Source organism: Verrucosispora sp. WMMD703, assembly GCF_049178935.1.
Lineage (GTDB): Bacteria > Actinomycetota > Actinomycetes > Mycobacteriales > Micromonosporaceae > Micromonospora > Micromonospora sediminimaris.
In genome coordinates, this window is record NZ_JBMHMM010000004.1 from 2,603,798 (window position 1) to 2,622,627 (window position 18,830).

The following is an 18,830-nucleotide window of genomic DNA, read 5'->3' on the forward strand; positions in this document are numbered from 1 at the left end:
GTAACTTCCTTTCGAGGCTATCCTCGCTGCATAGTCATGCGGAGGTAGGTATGGGGATTCGGTCTGCGGTCGCGGGGGCGAGTGGGTACGCCGGTGGTGAACTGCTCCGCCTGCTCGCCGGACATCCCGAGTTCGACCTGGTCGCCGCGACCGCGCACAGTCAGGCCGGGCAACGGCTCGACGCGGTTCACCCGCAGCTGACCGGGCTGGACGTGACCCTCGGTGCGACCGCGCCGGAGGTGCTGGCCGAGGCCGATCTCGTCTTCCTCGCCCTCCCGCACGGCGAGTCCGCCGCTCTCGCGGCGCAACTGCCCGCCGGGGTACGGATCGTCGATCTCGGTGCCGACCACCGGCTCGTGGACGCCGACGCCTGGGCCCGTTACTACGGCGGCCCGCACGCCGGTGCGTGGACCTACGGCCTGCCCGAGTTGCCGGGTCAGCGGGAGCGGATCGCCGCCGCGGAACGGGTGGCCAGCACCGGCTGCTACGCGGCGACGATCACCCTCGCGCTGGCCCCGCTGATCGCCGCCGGTGCCGCCCGACCCGACGACGTGGTGGTCGTCGCCGCGTCCGGCACCTCGGGCGCGGGCCGGGCCGCTAAGGCACACCTGCTCGCCAGCGAGGTGATGGGCGACCTGTCGCCCTACAAGGTGGGCGCGCACCAGCACGTACCCGAGATCAAGCAGGCCACCGGGGTGACCGGGCTGTCGTTCACGCCGGTGCTGGCACCGATGCCGCGCGGCATCCTGGCCACGGTCACCGTGCTGCCGACCGGCGGGACCGACCCGCGCGCGGTGCTGGCGCAGGCGTACGCGGACGAACCGTTCGTGCATCTGCTGCCCGAGGGGCGGTGGCCGCACACCGCCGCCACGCTGGGCGGCAACTCCTGTCATCTGCAGGCCACCGTCGATGTCGACTCCGGTCGGCTGATCGTGGTCGCCGCGCTGGACAACCTCGGCAAGGGTGCCGCAGGCCAGGCGGTGCAGAACGCCAATCTGATGTTCGGCCTGCCCGAGACCACGGGCCTGTCCGTCTGGGGGACCGCGCCGTGACCGTGACCACACCCCGGGGTTTCCGGGCGGCCGGGGTGGCCGCCGGCCTGAAGACCAGCGGCGAGCCGGATGTGGCGCTGGTGGTCAACGACGGACCCGACGCTGGTGTGGCCGGTGTTTTCACCGCCAACCGGGTCAAGGCCGCGCCGGTGCTCTGGACCCAGCAGGTCGTCCGGGGTGGCATCGTGCGGGCGGTGGTGCTCAACTCCGGCGGCGCGAACGCCTGCACCGGCCCGGCCGGCTTCCAGGACACCCACGCCACCGCCGAGCACACCGCTGCCGCGTTGGCCTCGGCCGACGTGCATCAGATCGGCGCGGGCGAGGTGGCGGTCTGCTCCACCGGCCTGATCGGCGAACGGCTGCCCATGGACCGGCTCCTGCCCGGGGTTGCCGCTGCTGCCGGGAGCCTGGGTGACAACGGTGGTGCCGCCGCTGAAGCGATCATGACGACGGACACCCGGCCGAAGACCACAGTCGTCTCCGGCGCCGGCTGGACCGTCGGCGGCATGGCCAAGGGCGCCGGCATGCTGGCCCCGGCGATGGCCACCATGCTCTGCGTCCTCACCACCGACGCGGTGGCCGGGCCGGAGGCGCTCGACGCCGCGCTGCGGGCAGCCACCCGGGTCACCTTCGACCGGGTCGACTCCGACGGCTGCATGTCGACGAACGACACGGTGCTGCTGCTGGCCAGCGGTGCCTCGGGCGTCGCGCCGAGCGAGACGGAGCTGGCCTCGGCGGTCACCGCCGCCTGTCACGACCTGGCTCAGCAGTTGCTCGCCGACGCCGAGGGCGCCACCAAGCAGGTCGCCATCGAGGTCGTCGGCAGCGCCGACGAGGACGACGCGGTCGAGGTGGGCCGGGCGGTGGCCCGCAACAACCTGGTGAAGACCGCGCTGTTCGGCAACGACCCGAACTGGGGTCGGATCCTCGCCGCCGTCGGTACGACCACCGCCGTCTTCGAGCCGGACGCCGTGGACGTGGCGGTCAACGGCATCTGGGTCTGCCGGGGCGGCGCGGCGGCCGAGGACCGCTCGAAGGTCGACCTCTCCGGCCGGGACGTCACCATCCGGATCGACCTGCACGCCGGTACCACCGAGGCGACGGTGTGGACCAACGACCTGTCGCACGCCTACGTGCACGAGAACTCGGCCTACTCAACGTGAGCGCGAGGAATGCAGCGCAGCGGAGTCCCGCAGTCGTGAACGGAAGGTCGGTCCGGTGACCCTGAGCTCTGATCTGAGCCGTGCCCAGGCGAAGGCGGCCACGCTGATCGAGGCGCTGCCGTGGCTGGCCCGCTTCTCCGGGTCCACGGTCGTGATCAAGTACGGCGGCAACGCCATGGTCGACCCGGAGTTGCAGCGGGCCTTCGCCGCCGACATGGTGTTCCTGCGGTACGTCGGGCTGAAACCGGTGGTGGTGCACGGCGGCGGCCCGCAGATCTCGGCGATGCTCGGCCGGCTGGGCATCGACAGCGAGTTCCGGGGTGGCCTGCGGGTGACCACCCCGGAGGCGATGGACGTGGTCCGGATGGTGCTGGTCGGCCAGGTGGGCCGGGAACTTGTCGGTTTGATCAACGCGTACGGGCCGTTCGCGGTCGGTCTCTCCGGCGAGGACGCCGGGCTGTTCACGGCGGTGCGGCGGCCCGCGTACGTCGACGGGCAGCCGGTCGACGTCGGCCAGGTCGGCGACGTGGAGTCGGTGGACGTCTCGGCGGTGGACGACCTGATCGCCGCCGGCCGGATTCCGGTGATCTCCACGGTGGCGCCGGACGCGGACGGGGTGTTGCACAACCTGAACGCCGACACCGCCGCTGCCGCGCTCGCGGTAGCCCTGCGGGCGCGCAAGCTGGTGGTGCTCACCGACGTGCCCGGCCTGTACGCCGACTGGCCCGACAAGTCCAGCCTGGTCAGCGAGATCAGCACCGATGCGCTGGCGAAGCTGCTGCCGTCGCTGGAGTCGGGCATGGTGCCGAAGATGGAGGCGTGCCTGCGGGCCGTCAACGGGGGAGTGCCGGCCGCGCACGTCGTGGACGGTCGGGTCGCCCATTCCACCCTGCTGGAAGTGTTCACCTCGGAAGGGTTCGGAACGATGGTGATTCCCTCATGAGTGCTCTGGTCAGCCGGTGGCGGCAGGCGATGATGGACAACTACGGCACGCCGCCGATGGCGCTGGTGTCGGGCTCGGGCGCCGTCGTGGTCGACGAGGCCGGCCGGGAGTACGTCGACCTGCTCGGCGGCATCGCGGTCAATGCGCTCGGTCACGCCCACCCGGCGGTGGTGGCGGCCGTGTCGAAGCAGGTCGCGACGCTCGGCCACGTCTCCAATCTGTACATTTCCGAGCCGCCGGTGGCGCTGGCCGAGTTGCTGCTGGCGTTGGCCGGTCGGCCGGGGCGGGTGTTCTTCGCGAACTCGGGAGCCGAGGCCAACGAGGCGGCGTTCAAGCTGTCCCGGTGCACCGGCCGTTCTCACGTGGTGGCCACCGTCGGCGGCTTTCACGGCCGCACCATGGGCGCTCTCGCCTTGACCGGTCAACCGGCCAAGGCGGACCCGTTCCGTCCGCTGCCGGGCGAGGTCACCCATGTCCCGTACGGTGATGTCGCCGCCTTGGCCGCGGCGGTGACCGACGCCACGGCCATGGTGATCCTGGAGCCGATCCAGGGTGAGAACGGAGTGGTGGTCCCGCCTGCCGGTTACCTCGCCGAGGCCCGGCGGATCACTGCCCGGCACGGTGCCCTGCTGGTGCTCGACGAGGTGCAGACGGGCATCGGCCGGACCGGACACTGGTTCGCCCACCAGGCCGACGGCGTCGAACCGGACGTGGTGACCCTGGCCAAGGGGCTCGGTGGCGGGCTGCCCATCGGCGCGACCCTGGCCTTCGGCCCGGCGGCCGACCTGCTCGTCCCTGGTTCGCACGGCAGCACCTTCGGCGGCAACCCGGTCAGTTGTGCCGCCGCCCTGGCGGTGATCTCCACCATCGCCAGTGAGGGGCTGCTCGACCACGTCAAGCGGATCGGTGAGCGGCTGCGTCGGGGGATCGAGGCTCTCAGCCATCCGCTGGTCGGCGGGGTACGCGGTGCGGGCTTGCTGCTCGGCGTCACCCTGACCGCACCGGCGTCCGTCGCCCTCGCCGGCGCGCTGCGCGAGGCCGGCTTCCTGGTCAACCCGATCCAGCCCGACGTGATCCGCCTGGCCCCGCCGTTGATCCTCACCGTCACTCAGGCCGACGCCTTCCTGGCGGCGCTGCCGGCCGCCCTGAGCGCCGCCACGAGCGCGCCAGATCGTGGTGCCCAGGATGCGCCGTCCCGTAGCGTGATCCCGACCGCCGCCCCGGCGGTCGCTGCGGATCCGGTCACGGAGACGCCTTCCCAGGGGCGCTCTCGCACCGAGATCTCGACCGACCCGGTGACGCCGACGGAGGCTTCCGCATGATCCGGCACTTCCTGCGCGACGACGACCTGTCTCCGGCCGAGCAGTCCGCGGTGCTCGACCTGGCCGGCCGGATGAAGGCCGACCGCTTCGCGTTCGCGCCGTTGGCCGGGCCCCGCTCGGTGGCGGTGCTCTTCGACAAGCAGAGCCTGCGTACCCGGGTCTCCTTCGACGCCGGCATCGCCGAACTCGGTGGTCACCCCATGGTGGTGGACACCCAGGTCACCCACTTCGGTCGGGGTGAGTCGCTCGCCGACGCCGGTCGGGTGCTGTCCCGCTACGTGGCCGCGATCGTGTTGCGTACCCACGGCGACGACCGGATCGCGGAGGTGGCCGTCGGTGCCACCGTGCCGGTGGTCAACGCGCTGACCGACGGGTTCCACCCCTGCCAGTTGCTCGCGGACCTGCTCACCATCCGTGAGTGGTGTGGCGGCACCGCGGGGCGGACGCTGGCCTACGTCGGGGACGCGGCGAACAACATGTCCCACTCGTACCTGCTGGCCGGCGCGACCGCCGGGATGCACGTGCGGGTCGCCGGCCCGGCCGGCTTCCAGCCGGACGCGGACGTGGTGGCCCGCGCCGAGGCGATCGCCGCCGGCACCGGCGGTTCGGTCCGGGTGCTCACCGACCCGGTCGCCGCCGTGCGGGACGCCGACGTGGTGGCCACCGACACCTGGACCTCGATGGGCCAGGAGGGTGACGGGTTGGACCGCAGCACCCCGTTCCTGCCGTACCAGGTCAACAAGGCGTTGCTCGGGCATGCCGCGCCGGAGGCCGTCGTGCTGCACTGCCTGCCGGCGCATCGCGGCGAGGAGATCACCGACGAGGTGCTCGACGGCCCGCGCAGCGCCGTCTTCGACCAGGCGGAGAATCGGCTGCACGCCCAGAAGGCGCTGCTGACCTTCCTGCTCCAAGGAGAGCCGACATGACGGCACCACTGACCCGGGGCGCTCGGCACGCCCGCATCGTCGAGCTGATCCGCGACAAGCAGATCCGGTCGCAGACCGAGCTGGCCGAGTTGCTCGGCGACGAGGGCGTGCAGGTCACCCAGGCCACCCTCTCCCGGGATCTGAAGGAACTCGGCGCGGTCACCGCCCGGGGCGGTGACGGCCGAGCCGTCTACGTGATCCCCGAGGACGGCCATCGCCCGCTGCGCGACGCCGAGGCGGCGCCGGCCCGTCTGGTGCGGCTGCTGCGCGAACTGCTCAACGAGGTCGACTCCAGCGGCAACATCGCGGTCCTGCGTACCCCGCCGGGAGCCGCCCACTACCTGGCCAGCGCGTTGGATCGGGCAGGTCTGTCGGAGGTCGTCGGCACCATCGCCGGCGACGACACCATTTTCGTCGTGGCGCGCGCCGCTGACGGTGGCGCCGCGCTCGGTGAACGGCTCGCCGGCTGGGCCCGCCGGGACGAGAGCGGCGAAGGGAGCGGTACGCAGTGAGCGAGGTCGTGTCGGACGTGGGTGCCCGGTGGGAAGGCGGCTGATCGTGGGGACCACAATTGACCGGGTGGATGACAAGAGCCTGACCGAGAACAGCGCAGCGGCCAACCGGACGAGCCTGTGGGGAGGGCGCTTCGCCGGTGGCCCGTCCGAAGCCCTGGCCCGCCTGTCGGTGAGCGTGCAGTTCGACTGGCGGCTGGCCCCGTACGACATCGCGGGTTCCCGGGCGCACGCCCGGGTGCTGGCCGGCGCCGGCCTGCTCGACCCGGAGGAACTGGGCCGCATCCTCGCCGCCCTCGACGACCTGGAGGCCGCCTGCGCCTCGGGCACGTTCCGTCCCACCGTCGACGACGAGGACGTGCACACCGCCCTGGAGCGCGGGCTGCTGGAACGACTCGGCAGCCTCGGTGGCAAGCTGCGTGCCGGCCGGTCCCGCAACGACCAGGTCGCCACCGACCTGCGGCTCTACCTACGTGACCACGCGCGGGGCGTGGCCGCGCGGCTGGTGGAGTTGGCCGAGGCGCTCGTCGAGCAGGCCGGACGGCACGTCGACACCGCCGCACCCGGCATGACCCACCTGCAACACGCCCAGCCGGTCACCTTCGGCCACTGGCTGCTCGCCCACGTGCAGCCGCTGCTGCGGGACCTGGAACGGCTGCGCGACTGGGACCACCGGACCGCGGTCAGCCCGCTCGGCGCGGGGGCGCTGGCCGGTTCGGGGCTGCCGCTGGACCCGGGGGCGGTCTCGAAGGAGTTGGGTTTCCGGACGTCCTTCGCCAACTCGATGGACGCGGTCGCCGACCGGGACTTCGTCGCCGAGTTCCTCTTCGTCACCGCGATGATCGGGGTGCACCTGTCCCGGCTCGGTGAGGAGGTGGTGCTCTGGACGTCGCAGGAGTTCGGCTGGGTGGAGCTGGACGACGCCTTCGCCACCGGCTCGTCGATCATGCCGCAGAAGAAGAACGCGGACATCGCCGAGCTGGCCCGGGGCAAGTCCGGGCGGCTCGTCGGCGGGCTGGTCGCCGTGCTGACCATGCTCAAGGGCCTGCCGATGACGTACGACCGGGACATGCAGGAGGACAAGGAGCCGGCCTTCGACGCGGTCGACACCCTGGAACTGCTGCTGCCGGCGCTCGCCGGGATGATCTCCACCATGACGGTACGCGTCGACCGCCTGGTCGCCGCCGCGCCGGTGGGCTTCTCCCTCGCCACCGAGGTGGCCGACTGGCTGGTCCGCAAGGGCGTGCCGTTCCGCGACGCGCACGAGATCACCGGCAAGCTGGTGGCGCTCTGCGCGGCCCGGGACTGCGCTCTTGACGAGGTCTCCGACGCCGACCTGGCCACCGTCAGCGAGCACCTCGACCCGAGCGTCCGCGACGTGCTCTCGGTCCGGTCCGCCCTCGCCGCCCGGATCACCCCCGGCTCCACGGGTCCCGGCCCGGTGGCCGACCAACTAGCCACCGCCGCCGACCAACTGACCACCTGGCGCAACTGGACCGCCGAGTCAGTGGTCCCGCGCTGACCCGCACCCCTTCGCGGTTGCTCGTGCAGTTTCGGGGAAACTGTCGCCTCAGCGTGCCCGGAGGCGACGGTTTCCCCGAAACTGCTGCCTCGACGCGCCCGGGGGCGGGGCGGGGGAGGTAGGGGTGGAGAGGGTGATCGGCCTCAGGCGTCCCGGCGTCGGAAGGAAGTCACCGCCGCACTCCCGATGACGACGACCCAACCGAGCAGAACGAGCAGGCCGGTGGCGGGCGTCAGGACCCGTGCCGGGTCGGGAAGGTAGAGCAGGCCACCCGCCTGGTCCGGCAGGTAACGAGCGTGCGGGGTGACGGCGTCCAGCACCGGCGAGACGACCAGAACCAGGCTGAGCGTGACGACGAGAGCGGATACGACGGCCCGCAGGAGCGCGGCAAAAGCCAGCCCGAGCAACCCGATGAGCGCGAGATGGACCGCCGCGCCGACGACTGTCCACGGGAAACCGTCGGTGACCACCGGGACGTCCCGCGTGGCCAGCGCGATTCGGGCCGTGAGCAGCCCGACGGCGAGCGCCGCGACGGCGGTTCCGGCAGCCCAGGCCAGGTAGGCGATGGTCTTGGCGGCCGGCACGGCCAGGCGGTCCGGCACGCACAGCAGGGTGGTGTGGATCTGCCCATCGGCGTACTCGGTTCCGACCGCGAGGACGCCGAGCGAGATGGTGCCGGCCTGGAGGTACGGCACCGCTTGGAGGACGACTGCGACCGGCTCGTTCGCCCCGACCGGCGAGGCGGCCAACGCCCCGCTGATGGCGACGGCTGCGCCGATCGTGCCGAAGACCGCGGCCAGCGCCGCAGGCAGGCCGAACAGCTTGGTCAACTCCGCGACGGTGGCGCGGGCGCAGGCGCGGATCACGCGTCCCGCCGCAGGAAGACCGCACCGGCCAGCGCGAGTAGCCCGGCCGTCCAGGTGGCCATGACCAGGCCGCCGGTGACCGGGGCGAGCGCGTCGTCGAACGCCAGCAGGTCGCCGGCGAACATGCTCATGCCCGCGAGATCGGGCAGGAACCTCGCGAGCGGGGTGAGGTGCGACAGCAGTACGGAGACCGAGACGAGGCTGCTGTTCACCACGAGCACGATGATCGGGACGATCCCGTTGCGGGTGAAGACCGTGACCGCGAGGGCGATCAGCGCCGTGAGCAGCCAGTAGATCCCGGCACCGACAGCGCGGGACAGCACCCCTTCCGGGGCCGGCGGAGCGTCGGCGCCGACTATCCCGCTGGCCAGCGCCAACGAGGCGGGAATCACCACCAGAGCCGCGACCGCGACCAGCAGGGCGACGGTGACGGCCTTGGCGGCCAGCACGCCGAGGCGGTTGGGGATGGCGGTGAGGGTCGTGGTGATCTGCCGACCGCCGCCGATCCTGGCGCTGTTCGCGGTGTACTCGCCGCCAACGGCGACGACGCCGAGGACCACCGCGCCGACCGTGCCGATCGGCACCGCGGAGAAGACCGCATCGACAGGCGAGGTGTAGGCCGTCAGCTCGGACCGTCCGCTGCGCAGCGCGGCGCGGACGCCGATGGCGTTGATCAGAGTGATCGCGACCGGACCGAGCACCGTGACAGCCAGCGCGACCATGGTCGCCGGCAGCGTCGCCGTCTTCCGAATCTCGGCGGCGACCGCGTCGAAGAAGGTCATCGCCCACCTGCCGTCGGCCCGGTGAGGGCGAAGAAGGCATCCTCCAGTGTCGGATAGCCGGCCGTGACCTCGCGGATCGGACCGGCGGCGACAACCTGGCCGTGGGCGATGACGACCAGGTCGTCGGCGATCTCGTCCACCTCCCTCATCAGGTGGCTGGAGAGCAGCACGGTGCCACCGGCGTCCGCGTGCCCGCGCAGCAGAACGCGGATCCAGCGAATGCCCTCCGGATCGAGCCCGTTCACCGGCTCGTCGAGCACGAGTGCACGTGGTTCGCCGAGCAGCGCCGCGGCCAGCCCGAGCCGCTGGCACATGCCGAGCGAGAACCGGCCGACCCTGGTTCCTCCGGCGGCACCGAGCCCGACCTGATCGAGCACCTCGGCCACCCGTCGGATCGGGATGCCGTTGCTGCGCGCCATCCAGGTGAGGTGATTGCGCGCGGTTCGGGAGCGGTGTGCGCCGGAGCCCTCCAGCATCGACCCGACGGTGCGTAACGGCTGGCGCAGGCGCCGGTACGGTTGGCCGTCGACCAGGGCCGTGCCGGCATCTGCCCGGTCCAGGCCCAGCAGGATGCGCAGGGTGGATGACTTGCCCGCACCGTTCGGCCCCAGCAGACCTGTCACCCGGCCCGGTGCGGCCCGGAAGGTGACATCGGTGAGGATCTCGCGGGAGCCGCGCCGCTTGACCAGACGCTCGACTGACAGCATGAGCACCATGTCAGCTCAGAGTGCCGGTCCGCGTCATCGGACCAGAGCCGGGACTTCCGCCAGCCCGCCCACCTCAGGTCGCTCCGACCCAGGTCCGATGTCAGGCCACGGTCCGGGTTCCTAGACTCGCGAGATGGCACCTGACGGGCGACCGACACGGCGCCCCTGGCTGTCCGCCGTCGCCGTATCGGTGCCGGTGGCTCTGCTCCTCTGCCTGATGACGGCGGGCACCGTGGGGCCGGCCGGGACGCTCCTGCTGACGGTGATCACCACGACCGCCGTCGCAGCGTTGCTCTGGGCGGTGATCGGCGCCCGTCAGGAACGGCGGGTGTACGAGGACCGGCTGACCGCCTGGGCGGCTGAGCGGGCCGCGGCGGCGGAACGGTTGCGCATCGCCCGTGAGCTTCACGATCTCGTCTCGCATGGCCTGGGCCTGGTCACGGTGCGTGCCGCCACGGCCGCCCGAGTGACCGGGCCGACCGGTGCGGCCGAACGGGCGAACGCCCTGGCCGACATCGAACAGGTCGGTCGGGAGACCACGGCCGAGCTGCGGCGGATGCTCGACGTGCTCCGCGCACCTGGCGCCGAGCCCGCTCCCCTGCGGCCGCCCGACACACTCGACGCCCTACCGGAGATCGTGCGCTCCACGACCGCCGCCGGGATCGCCGCCACTGTCGAGGTGCGGAAGGTCGGCGAGGTGCCGCCGGGCGTGCAGCTCACCGTGTGCGCGATCGTCCGCGAGGGCCTGAGCAACACGGCCCGGCACGCCGGGCCGACCTGCGTGCACGTCACCGTGGATCGCGACGGCGACGCGATCGTGGTGGAGGTACGGGACACCGGTCCCCGCCCCGGCTGGCGACCCCGCCCCGGGGCCGGCCACGGCCTGGACGGTCTGCGCGAGCGGGTGAGCATGCTCGATGGTGCCCTGCGCGCCGGCCCGTCCGGGCCGGGCTTCCAGCTCACGGCGCGCCTCCCGGCTCGGCGGTCCGGATGACAACGGAATCAGCGGGCCCGTCCACAAGCATCGGGGTGCTCGTCGCGGACGACCAGCCGCTCCTGCGGCACAGCCTCGCCCTGCTCATCGACGGCACCCCGGGCCTCAGCGTCGTCGGTCAGGCTGCCACCGGACACGAGGCCGTGTCGCTCACCCGCGAACGCCGCCCCGACGTCGTCCTGATGGACATCCGGATGCCCGACGGCGACGGCATCGAAGCGACCGGACGCATCACCGCCGCCACCGAACTAAGCGGTACCAGGGTCCTCGTGCTCAGCATGTTCGCGCTCGACGAGTACGTGGCTGCCGCGCTGCGCGCCGGGGCGCACGGCTTCCTGCTCAAGGACGCACACCCGGACCAACTCGTCGACGCCATCCGACGGACCCACGCGGGCGAGTCCCTTTTCGCGCCAAGCATTCTCACCCGCTTCGTCGCGCACTACCTCGACCGGCCCGGCCCGCCCGAGGTTCGTAAGATCGACAGGCTCACCGGCCGCGAGACCGAGGTGCTGTCTCTCGTGGCCCGCGGCCTGTCCAACGACGAGATCGCCCGGACACTCACCATCTCGATCAAGACGGTCAAGACTCACGTCGGCAACCTGCTCACCAAGCTCGACGCCCGTGATCGAGCCCAGCTCGTCATCGCAGCCTACGAGAACGATCTCGTCGCACGTCGATCCTCTGCGTGATCTTCGCGTACTGCCTGCCGGATGCTGCGGCCGTGGCCCTCGATCAGCATGGGGCGCGGCTTGCCGGTCGGACCCGGGCCGGGTTATCTGGAGGCGTGCAGCATCCCTGGTCGAGTGCCCCGGCCGCCGACGTCGCGCAGACGGCGCGGCACCTGCTGGGCTGGGAGGTGTCGGCCAACGGGGTCCGGATCAGGCTGACCGAGGTCGAGGCGTACGCCGGCACCGGGGTGGATCCCGCCTCGCACGCGCATCGCGGACCGACGCCCCGGACGACTGTGATGTTCGGTCCGGCGGGCTACGCCTACACCTACTTCGTCTTCGGGATGCACTGGTGCCTCAACGTCGTCTGCGGGGACGCGGGGGAGGCGGCGGCGGTCCTGCTGCGTGCCGGCGAGGTGGTCGACGGTATGGACCTGGCCCGCAAGCGGCGTGGCGAGGTGGCCGACCGGGATCTCGCGCGCGGACCCGCACGGTTGGTGGTCGCGCTTGGCGTCGATGCGGCGGCGAACGGCACCTGCATGCTCGACGGGACCGGACCGCTGCTGCTGTCTCCGCCGACCCGCCCGGTCGCGCCGTCGGCCGTCTCCGCCGGCCCGCGGGTCGGCGTGGCTGCCGCGCACGACGTGCCCTGGCGCTTCTGGATCACCGGTGACCCGACCGTCAGCCCGTACCGCCGGCACGTGCCACGACGCCGAACCTGACCCCGTTGTCCGGTTTCGTCGATGGCGTCGCCGGTCGCGGCCGGGGATGGGGAGGACGTGACGGGGGACACTGGTGGGTGCGGGACTCGCGGAATAGTTGACTCGTCAAATATGTTGTCGGGGGCGTCGGGCACCATCGCCCGGTCGGACGACACGAGGGAGCGGTCATGCAGTTCGGAGTCTTCACCGTCGGCGACGTCACGGTCGACCCGACAAACGGCCGGGAGCCCACCGAGGCCGAACGGATCAAGGCGATGGTGGCCATCGCGCTGAAGGCCGAGGAGGTCGGCCTCGACGTCTTCGCCACCGGCGAGCACCACAACCCGCCGTTCGTGCCCTCGTCGCCCACCACCATGCTGGGCTGGATCGCCGCCCGCACCGAGCGGCTGCTGCTGTCCACCGCGACCACGCTGATCACCACCAACGACCCGGTGAAGATCGCCGAGGACTACGCGATGCTGCAACACCTCGCCGACGGCCGGGTCGACCTGATGATGGGCCGGGGCAACACCGGGCCGGTCTACCCCTGGTTCGGCCAGGACATCCGCAACGGCATCCCCCTCGCCATCGAGAACTACGACCTGCTGCGCCGGCTGTGGCGCGAGGACGTGGTCGACTGGAAGGGCAAGTTCCGCACCCCGTTGCAGTCGTTCACCTCGACGCCGCGCCCGCTCGACGGCGTACCCCCGTTCGTGTGGCACGGCTCCATCCGCAGTCCCGAAATCGCCGAGCAGGCCGCCTACTACGGCGACGGGTTCTTCGCCAACCACATCTTCTGGCCGGCCGAGCACACCCGGCGGATGGTCGGCCTCTACCGGCAGCGTTTCGAGCACTACGGTCACGGCTCGGCCGACCAGGCGATCGTGGGTCTCGGCGGCCAGGTGTTCATGCGGCGCAACTCCCAGGACGCGGTACGTGAGTTCCGCCCCTACTTCGACAACGCGCCGGTGTACGGCCACGGCCCCTCGCTGGAGGAGTTCACCGCGCAGACCCCGCTGACCGTGGGCAGCCCGCAGCAGGTCATCGACCGTACGCTCAGCTTCCGCGACTACGTGGGTGACTACCAGCGGCAGCTGTTCCTCGTCGACCACGCCGGGCTGCCGTTGAAGACCGTCCTGGAGCAGCTCGATCTGCTCGGCGAGGAGGTCGTGCCGGTGCTGCGCAAGGAGTTCGAGTCGCTGCGGCCGGCGCACGTGCCGCTGGCGCCGACCCACGCCTCGCTGCTGGCCGCCGCCGGGGGTGGCGGCGACAGCACCGTCCACGCCGTCGACGACGTCACCGGCCGGGCACCGGAGGGCGCCCGATGACCGTGCGTACCCTCGCCGTGGTCTCGGCCGGTCTCAGCCAGCCCTCATCCACCCGGCTGCTGGCCGACCAACTCGCCGCGGCCACCCGCGACGAGTTGGTCCGGCACGGCGAGCAGGTCGAGCTGCGCCCGGTCGAACTGCGCGAACACGCCCACGACATTGTCAACCATCTGCTCACCGGTTTTCCGTCGGAGCCGCTGCGGCAGGTACTGGACGAGGTCACCGGCGCCGACGGGCTGATCGCCGTCAGTCCGATCTTCAACGCCTCGTACAACGGTCTGTTCAAGTCGTTCTTCGATCTGGTCGACGCCGACGCGCTCGGCGGCCGTGCGGTGCTGGTCGGCGCGACCGGCGGCACCGCCCGGCACTCCCTGGCGCTGGAGCACGCGCTCCGTCCGATGTTCACCTACCTGCGGGCGGTGGTGACGCCGACCGCTGTCTTCGCCGCCCCGGAGGACTGGTCCGGCGGGACCGTCGACGGTGCGCTGCGCGCCCGGATCGAGCGCGCCGGTCGAGAACTGGCCGAGCTGGTGCGGCGCAGCGCCCCGTCCAGCGGACCCGTCGACCCGTTCGCCCTCACCACCAGCTTCGACCAACTGCTCAACGGCCGCGACGGCTGATCCCGCCGACCGGGCCGCCGACGTGGCGGCGGCCCGGTCGAGCGGCGCTCACTGCTCCGGCTGGTACGGGTGGGCGATGAGCACCGGGCAGCGGGCGTGGTGCACAAGCGTCTGGCTGACCGAGCCGAGCAGCAACCCGGCGAAGCCACCCCGACCGCGCGATCCGGCCACCACGAGCGCCGCGTCCCCGGTCGCCTCGATCAGCGCCTGATCGGGCTTGGGCGCGACGATCACCTGCTCCTCCACGGTCAGCCCCGGGTGGCTGCCCCGCGCCGCCGCACCGGCGGTGGCGAGCAGGGCCGCCGCCGCCCCGTCGTCGTCGCCTTCGTCGGCGACGTGCATCAGCACCAGCGTCCCGCCGCGCCGGACGGCTTCCTCCGCGCCGTAACCGACGGCGAGTTCGGCCGACTCCGAACCATCCACACCGACAAGCACCGGACCCTCGGTCGGGATCGGACGGTCGGGCGGGCGGATCACCAGCACCGGGCAGTGCCCGTGCGCGGCGACCTGGGTGCCGACCGAGCCGAGCAGCAGCCCGGCGAAGCCGCCCAGACCCCGGCTGCCCACCACCACCAGCTCCGCCCGCCGGGACTCCTCGACCAGGGTCGCGCCCGGCCCGCCGGCCACCTGACGCACCTCGACCGTCAACCCCGGCCACCGGTCCACCAGTTCGGCGGCGGTCTGTTCGAGCATCTTGCGGCCGTCCTCCGACGCTGCCGGCACGCCCACCTCGTACGGGTTGATCGGCACGCCGTAGCCGAGCGGATGCAGGTAGCCGTGTACCAGGTGCAGCGGGCGGGACCGCCACACCGCCGCCTGCGCCGCGTGCTCCGCGGCCACCAGGCTCGGCGGTGATCCGTCCACCCCCACCACGACAGGTCGGTTCATCGTCACTCCATGAGTCGGTCAGGGCTCATTGTCGACGCGTCCCGCGGCCGGGACGCGTCGACACACCACCGGTCAGGTCCCCTCGACCGTACGCAGCCTCCGGACGATCGCCAGCGGGGAGTGGGCGTGGTGCAGCACGGCGTGGCTGACCGAGCCGAGCAGCAGCCCGCCCAGCGCCCCGCGCCCACGCGCGCCCACCACCACCAGTTGGGCGGTGCGGGACTCCTCGACCAGCGCCCGACCTGGGGAACCGCGCACCAACCGCCGCCGCACCGGCACCTCCGGATAGCGCTCGGACCAGCCGGCCACCGCCTCGGCGAGGAGGCGCTCCTCCTCGTCCCGGAAGGCGTCCAGGTCGTAGACCAGGGGCAGGATGTCACCGGGACCGGCCGGGGTCGGATAGAGCCAGGCGTGCACCGCAACCAGGTCGGTGCCGCGCCACGCGGCCTCCTCGAAGGCGAACCGGACGGCCTCCCGGGACAGCTCCGAACCGTCGACGCCGACCACCACCGGCCCATCCGCCCGCGATTCGCCGCGAACCACCAGCACCGGACCGTCCGCGTGGGCGCTGACCTGCACGGCCACCGAGCCGAGCAGCAGCCCGGCGAAGCCGCCCAGCCCCCGGTTGCCGAGGACGACCAACGCCGCGTCCCGGGCCTCGGCGAGCAGGACGGTGCTCGCCGCTCCGTCGACCACCTCACCGGTCACCGCCACCTCCGGGGCCACCTTGCCGGCCTCGGCGACGGCGTCGGCCAGGAACCGTTCGGCCTGGTTACGCAGCCCGCCGTCGGCCGGCGCACCCGGCGCGGGGCCCAGCGGCACCCGCATCAGTGGCCAGATGAACGCGTGCACGATCCGCAGCGGACGATGCCGGTACGCCGCCTCCCGCGCGGCGGCGCGCACCGCGTGCAGGGCGATCTCGGAACCGTCCACGCCCACCACGACGGGGGCGCCGGTGTTGCTGGTCATCACATCTCCTTCTCGACTTCGCTGTCAGCCTCGCTCACTGACGGCGTAAAGGTGGACAGATCGGTGTCCGGCGTACGCCGAGTCAGCCGCAGCACCAGACCGGGCAGGACGCTGACCGCAGCGCAGGCCAGCAGCTCGGTGACGCCGAGGACCTCGGTGCCGAGCAGCTCCCGCAGCGGCGGCAGCAGCACTCCGGCCACCTGGAGCAGTGCGGAGGCGGCGACCGCGAGCGGCAGGGCCAGGTTGCCCCGCCGCTGTCCGCCCGGTCGTGGCGCGCGGACCGCCAGGGCCACGCCGAGTTGGGTCAGGCCGAGGACGATGAAGATCACCGACTGCCACGGCCGGTCCCAGTGGGCGGCGAGCACGCCGGCTCCCAGGGTCACCGCCGCGATCAGCGCGCCGCCGACCAGGATCTGCCGGCCCAGCCCCGCGCCGAGCACCGACTCCTGCGGTGAGCGTGGCACCCGACGCAGGGTGCCGGGTTCGGCCGGTTCGGCGCCCAGGGCAACCCCGGGCACCCCGTGGGTGAGCAGGTTGATCCAGAGGATCTGGGCCGGCAGCAGCGGCACAGGCAGGCCGAACAGTGGCCCGAGCAGCATCACCGCGATCTCGGCCACCCCGCCGGAGAGGGCATAGCGCAGGAACCGGCGGATGTTGTCGTAGATCCTGCGGCCCTCGCCGATCGCGGTGGCCACGGTGGACAGGTCGTCGTCGACCAGCACCAGGTCGGCCGCCTGCCGGGCCACCTCGGTGCCGCCGCCCATCGCCACCCCGATGTCGGCTCGGCGCAGCGCCGGTGCGTCGTTGACGCCGTCGCCGGTCATCGCCACCACATGCCCTCGGGACTGCAACCCGGCGATGATGTCGAGCTTCTGCTCCGGCTGGGTACGCGCGAACACCCGCGCCGCCGCCGGTGCCTCGGCGGGGTCACCGTCGTCGCCGCGTACCACCGGGTCGCCGTCGGCCCACAGGCCCAGCTGACCGGCGATGGCCGCCGCGGTCGCCGGGTGGTCGCCGGTGACCAGCACGAGCCGCACACCGGCGTCGGCGAAGCCGTCGGCGATGTCCGGTGCTCCCGCGCGCAGCGGGTCGCCGACGGCGACCAGACCCACCGGACGCAGTCCCTCGGGGTGCGCGAGGTCGGCCGGTGGGGCGTCCACCAGGGCGGCGGCCACCGCCAGCACCCGCAGCCCGTCGCCGGCCAGCCGGTGCGCGGCGGCGGTCAGGCCGGCCAACTCGTCGGCGTCGGCGTCGAGCAGTGGCGTGGTGAGCACGTTCTCCGGGGCGCCCTTGCACACCACCAGGTAGCGACGGTCGCAGGAGCGGTGCACCGTGGTCATCCGTCGTAACTGCTGGTCGAAAGGGTGCTCCGCGACCCGGGGCCAGGCGTTGCGGGTGGTCTGCGGATCCAGGCCGCAGCGGGCCGCGAAGGCCACCAGGGCCGCCTCCAGCGGATCGCCCACCGCGCCCCAGCGGGGTCGCTCCTCGGTCGGCGGGGCGAGGGTCGCGTCGTTGCAGAGCAGCCCGGCCCGGGCCAGCCGGCGCAACTCGTCCGGCACCGCCACCGGCGTGCCGTCGCGGTGCACGGTGCCGTGCGGGGCGTACCCGCTGCCGGTGACACCGAACCGCTCGCCGTCGCCGGTGACCGCCGACTGCACGGCCATCCGTCCCTCGGTCAGGGTGCCGGTCTTGTCCGAGGCGATCACGGTGACCGAGCCGAGCGTCTCCACCGCGTGCAGCCGGCGGGGGATCGCCCGGGCAGCCGCCATCCGGCGGGCCCCCAGCGCCAGGGCCAGCGTCACCACCGCCGGCAGCGACTCCGGCACCGCGGCCACCACCAGGCTCACCGCGGTGACCGCCATGTCCACCAGGGGCCGACCGCTGAGCACACCGATGGCGAAGACCAGGCCGGACAACGCCACGGCGGCGAGGCCGAGGATCCGGCCGAGCGCGGCGAGACGCCGTTGCAGCGGGGTGGCCGCCGGCCGGGTGGTGGCCGCCAGGGTGGCGATCCGGCCCAGCGCGCTGGCCGCGCCGGTGCGTACCACGGTGCCGGCGGCCCGACCGGTCGTCACCACCGTGCCGGCGCTGGCCTCCTCGCCTGCCGCCCGGGACACCGGCACCGACTCGCCGGTCAACGCCGACTCGTCCAGGTGCAGCCGGCTCGCATCGTGCAGCAGCAGGTCGGCCGGGACCACGTCGCCGGATTCGACCCGGACCAGGTCACCCCGGACCAGCTCGGTGGCGGGCAGCACCGCGTCCCGGCCGTCGCGGATCACCCGGGCGGTCGGCGCGGCGAGCTGATCGAGCGCGGCGATGGCTCGGTCGGCGCGTACCTCCTGCACCACCCCGATGGCCGTGTTGACGGCGACCACGAGCAGGATCACCGCGGTGTCGGGGTAGTCCCGCAGCACCGTGGTGACCACGGCGGCGGCGAGCAGCAGCGCGACCAGGGGATCGGAGAGCTGGTGCACGACCCGGGCAGCCAGGTGCCGGCGGGGCGGTGTCGCGGCGGCGTTCGGTCCGTCGACCCGCAGCCGTCGGGCGGCCTCGGTCGAGCTGAGCCCGGTGTCGGGTGCCGCCGCTACGATGCTCTCCCTGCGTACGTCCCCGTCCGCGACCTGGACCTGTCCGGCCACCGTCCGCTCCGCCCTGTGCATCGGGCGTACCCGGACGGCACGCCCCTTCGACACCAGCCTCGCCGAGACCGGCACCGCCCGGCAGGGGCGATCGCCCGCCCGGCCCGGGACCAACGGCCCTGCCGGCCCGTCCCCACGCGGTGACGCCGGCACGCTGCTCGCCCGTCGGGGCCGGGCACCGACGTGCCGGCCGACCCTGGTCATGATCCGGGCAACATCCGCGATGGT

18 protein-coding genes are annotated in these 18,830 nt (G+C 72.8%); 12 read left to right on the top strand and 6 right to left on the bottom strand.

Features of this window, described 5'->3' with window-relative positions; all coding sequences use genetic code 11:
• Positions 1–50: 50 nt before the first annotated feature.
• Genes argC through argH form a run of 7 tightly spaced genes read left to right on the top strand, consistent with a single transcriptional unit; the run spans position 51 to position 7,440 of the window.
• Positions 51–1,052, top strand: a complete 1,002-nt coding sequence (gene argC, locus ACN26Z_RS12500) for an N-acetyl-gamma-glutamyl-phosphate reductase (RefSeq protein ID WP_421461315.1) — start codon at positions 51–53, stop codon at positions 1,050–1,052.
• Complete coding sequence (argJ, locus tag ACN26Z_RS12505; RefSeq protein WP_421461316.1) at positions 1,049–2,215, top strand: bifunctional glutamate N-acetyltransferase/amino-acid acetyltransferase ArgJ; 1,167 nt, start codon at positions 1,049–1,051, stop codon at positions 2,213–2,215. Before argC ends, argJ begins: the two co-directional genes overlap by 4 nt.
• A gap of 55 nt (positions 2,216–2,270) precedes the next feature.
• Entirely contained in the window at positions 2,271–3,158 is an 888-nt protein-coding gene (gene argB, locus ACN26Z_RS12510; protein ID WP_421461318.1) for an acetylglutamate kinase, read from the top strand.
• Positions 3,155–4,480 (top strand): acetylornithine transaminase, encoded by a 1,326-nt coding sequence (locus tag ACN26Z_RS12515; protein ID WP_421461320.1) that lies wholly within the window; start codon positions 3,155–3,157, stop codon positions 4,478–4,480. Before argB ends, ACN26Z_RS12515 begins: the two co-directional genes overlap by 4 nt.
• Positions 4,477–5,406, top strand: a complete 930-nt coding sequence (gene argF / locus ACN26Z_RS12520) for an ornithine carbamoyltransferase (RefSeq protein ID WP_421461322.1) — start codon at positions 4,477–4,479, stop codon at positions 5,404–5,406. Before ACN26Z_RS12515 ends, argF begins: the two co-directional genes overlap by 4 nt.
• Positions 5,403–5,918: an arginine repressor gene (locus ACN26Z_RS12525; RefSeq protein WP_421461324.1), complete on the top strand. Its 516-nt coding sequence runs from the start codon at positions 5,403–5,405 to the stop codon at positions 5,916–5,918. Before argF ends, ACN26Z_RS12525 begins: the two co-directional genes overlap by 4 nt.
• Positions 5,919–5,976: 58 nt before the next feature.
• Positions 5,977–7,440 carry an argininosuccinate lyase gene (gene argH, locus ACN26Z_RS12530; RefSeq protein ID WP_093404776.1) on the top strand — a complete coding sequence of 488 codons (1,464 nt, stop codon included), beginning with the start codon at positions 5,977–5,979 and terminating at the stop codon, positions 7,438–7,440.
• A 143-nt stretch (positions 7,441–7,583) separates the two neighbouring features.
• On the opposite strand, the gene ACN26Z_RS12535 is transcribed toward argH, so the two are convergent.
• Genes ACN26Z_RS12535 through ACN26Z_RS12545 form a run of 3 tightly spaced genes read right to left on the bottom strand, consistent with a single transcriptional unit; the run spans position 7,584 to position 9,795 of the window.
• Positions 7,584–8,306, bottom strand: coding sequence for a hypothetical protein (locus ACN26Z_RS12535; protein WP_421461327.1), 723 nt, complete (start codon positions 8,304–8,306; stop codon positions 7,584–7,586).
• Positions 8,303–9,088, bottom strand: coding sequence for a hypothetical protein (locus ACN26Z_RS12540; RefSeq protein WP_421461329.1), 786 nt, complete (start codon positions 9,086–9,088; stop codon positions 8,303–8,305). The genes ACN26Z_RS12535 and ACN26Z_RS12540 overlap by 4 nt, the downstream gene beginning before the upstream one ends.
• Positions 9,085–9,795, bottom strand: a complete 711-nt coding sequence (locus tag ACN26Z_RS12545; RefSeq protein ID WP_282239118.1) for an ABC transporter ATP-binding protein — start codon at positions 9,793–9,795, stop codon at positions 9,085–9,087. The genes ACN26Z_RS12540 and ACN26Z_RS12545 overlap by 4 nt, the downstream gene beginning before the upstream one ends.
• A 133-nt stretch (positions 9,796–9,928) precedes the next feature.
• On the opposite strand from ACN26Z_RS12545, the gene ACN26Z_RS12550 reads away from it, so the two are divergent.
• The 5 genes from ACN26Z_RS12550 to ACN26Z_RS12570 all read left to right on the top strand — a co-directional run bounded on the left by ACN26Z_RS12550 (position 9,929) and on the right by ACN26Z_RS12570 (position 14,106).
• Complete coding sequence (locus tag ACN26Z_RS12550; RefSeq protein ID WP_282239117.1) at positions 9,929–10,789, top strand: sensor histidine kinase; 861 nt, start codon at positions 9,929–9,931, stop codon at positions 10,787–10,789.
• On the top strand, positions 10,786–11,478 hold the full coding sequence (locus ACN26Z_RS12555) for a response regulator (RefSeq protein WP_421461331.1): 693 nt from the start codon (positions 10,786–10,788) through the stop codon (positions 11,476–11,478). The genes ACN26Z_RS12550 and ACN26Z_RS12555 overlap by 4 nt, the downstream gene beginning before the upstream one ends.
• 95 nt (positions 11,479–11,573) lie before the next feature.
• Positions 11,574–12,179: a DNA-3-methyladenine glycosylase gene (locus ACN26Z_RS12560; protein WP_421461332.1), complete on the top strand. Its 606-nt coding sequence runs from the start codon at positions 11,574–11,576 to the stop codon at positions 12,177–12,179.
• 167 nt (positions 12,180–12,346) lie between these two features.
• Positions 12,347–13,486: an LLM class flavin-dependent oxidoreductase gene (locus tag ACN26Z_RS12565; protein ID WP_282239114.1), complete on the top strand. Its 1,140-nt coding sequence runs from the start codon at positions 12,347–12,349 to the stop codon at positions 13,484–13,486.
• Entirely contained in the window at positions 13,483–14,106 is a 624-nt protein-coding gene (locus tag ACN26Z_RS12570) for an FMN reductase (protein ID WP_282239113.1), read from the top strand. The genes ACN26Z_RS12565 and ACN26Z_RS12570 overlap by 4 nt, the downstream gene beginning before the upstream one ends.
• 48 nt (positions 14,107–14,154) lie before the next feature.
• Here ACN26Z_RS12570 and ACN26Z_RS12575 read toward each other — a convergent pair whose 3' ends face one another.
• The 3 genes from ACN26Z_RS12575 to ACN26Z_RS12585 all read right to left on the bottom strand — a co-directional run bounded on the left by ACN26Z_RS12575 (position 14,155) and on the right by ACN26Z_RS12585 (position 18,602).
• Positions 14,155–15,000: a universal stress protein gene (locus ACN26Z_RS12575; RefSeq protein WP_282239112.1), complete on the bottom strand. Its 846-nt coding sequence runs from the start codon at positions 14,998–15,000 to the stop codon at positions 14,155–14,157.
• Between the two features lie 66 nt (positions 15,001–15,066).
• A complete protein-coding gene (locus tag ACN26Z_RS12580; protein WP_421461334.1) occupies positions 15,067–15,963 on the bottom strand; it encodes a universal stress protein in 897 nt (298 codons plus the stop codon).
• The gene (locus ACN26Z_RS12585) at positions 15,963–18,602 is read right to left on the bottom strand and encodes a cation-translocating P-type ATPase (protein WP_421461336.1); all 2,640 of its coding nucleotides are present in this window, start codon (positions 18,600–18,602) and stop codon (positions 15,963–15,965) included. The genes ACN26Z_RS12580 and ACN26Z_RS12585 overlap by 1 nt, the downstream gene beginning before the upstream one ends.
• Between the last annotated feature and the right edge of the window lie 228 nt (positions 18,603–18,830).

What these genes read in the sequence shown, in the direction of transcription:
- ACN26Z_RS12580 (WP_421461334.1), bottom strand. Translation starts at nt 15,963, where the DNA reads ATGACCAGCAACACCGGCGCCCCCGTCGTGGTGGGCGTGGACGGTTCC.
- argF (WP_421461322.1), top strand. Translation starts at nt 4,477, where the DNA reads ATGATCCGGCACTTCCTGCGCGACGACGACCTGTCTCCGGCCGAGCAG.
- ACN26Z_RS12525 (WP_421461324.1), top strand. Translation starts at nt 5,403, where the DNA reads ATGACGGCACCACTGACCCGGGGCGCTCGGCACGCCCGCATCGTCGAG.
- argC (WP_421461315.1), top strand. Translation starts at nt 51, where the DNA reads ATGGGGATTCGGTCTGCGGTCGCGGGGGCGAGTGGGTACGCCGGTGGT.
- ACN26Z_RS12545 (WP_282239118.1), bottom strand. Translation starts at nt 9,795, where the DNA reads ATGCTGTCAGTCGAGCGTCTGGTCAAGCGGCGCGGCTCCCGCGAGATC.
- ACN26Z_RS12550 (WP_282239117.1), top strand. Translation starts at nt 9,929, where the DNA reads ATGGCACCTGACGGGCGACCGACACGGCGCCCCTGGCTGTCCGCCGTC.
- ACN26Z_RS12570 (WP_282239113.1), top strand. Translation starts at nt 13,483, where the DNA reads ATGACCGTGCGTACCCTCGCCGTGGTCTCGGCCGGTCTCAGCCAGCCC.
- ACN26Z_RS12565 (WP_282239114.1), top strand. Translation starts at nt 12,347, where the DNA reads ATGCAGTTCGGAGTCTTCACCGTCGGCGACGTCACGGTCGACCCGACA.
- ACN26Z_RS12555 (WP_421461331.1), top strand. Translation starts at nt 10,786, where the DNA reads ATGACAACGGAATCAGCGGGCCCGTCCACAAGCATCGGGGTGCTCGTC.
- ACN26Z_RS12515 (WP_421461320.1), top strand. Translation starts at nt 3,155, where the DNA reads ATGAGTGCTCTGGTCAGCCGGTGGCGGCAGGCGATGATGGACAACTAC.
- ACN26Z_RS12540 (WP_421461329.1), bottom strand. Translation starts at nt 9,088, where the DNA reads ATGACCTTCTTCGACGCGGTCGCCGCCGAGATTCGGAAGACGGCGACG.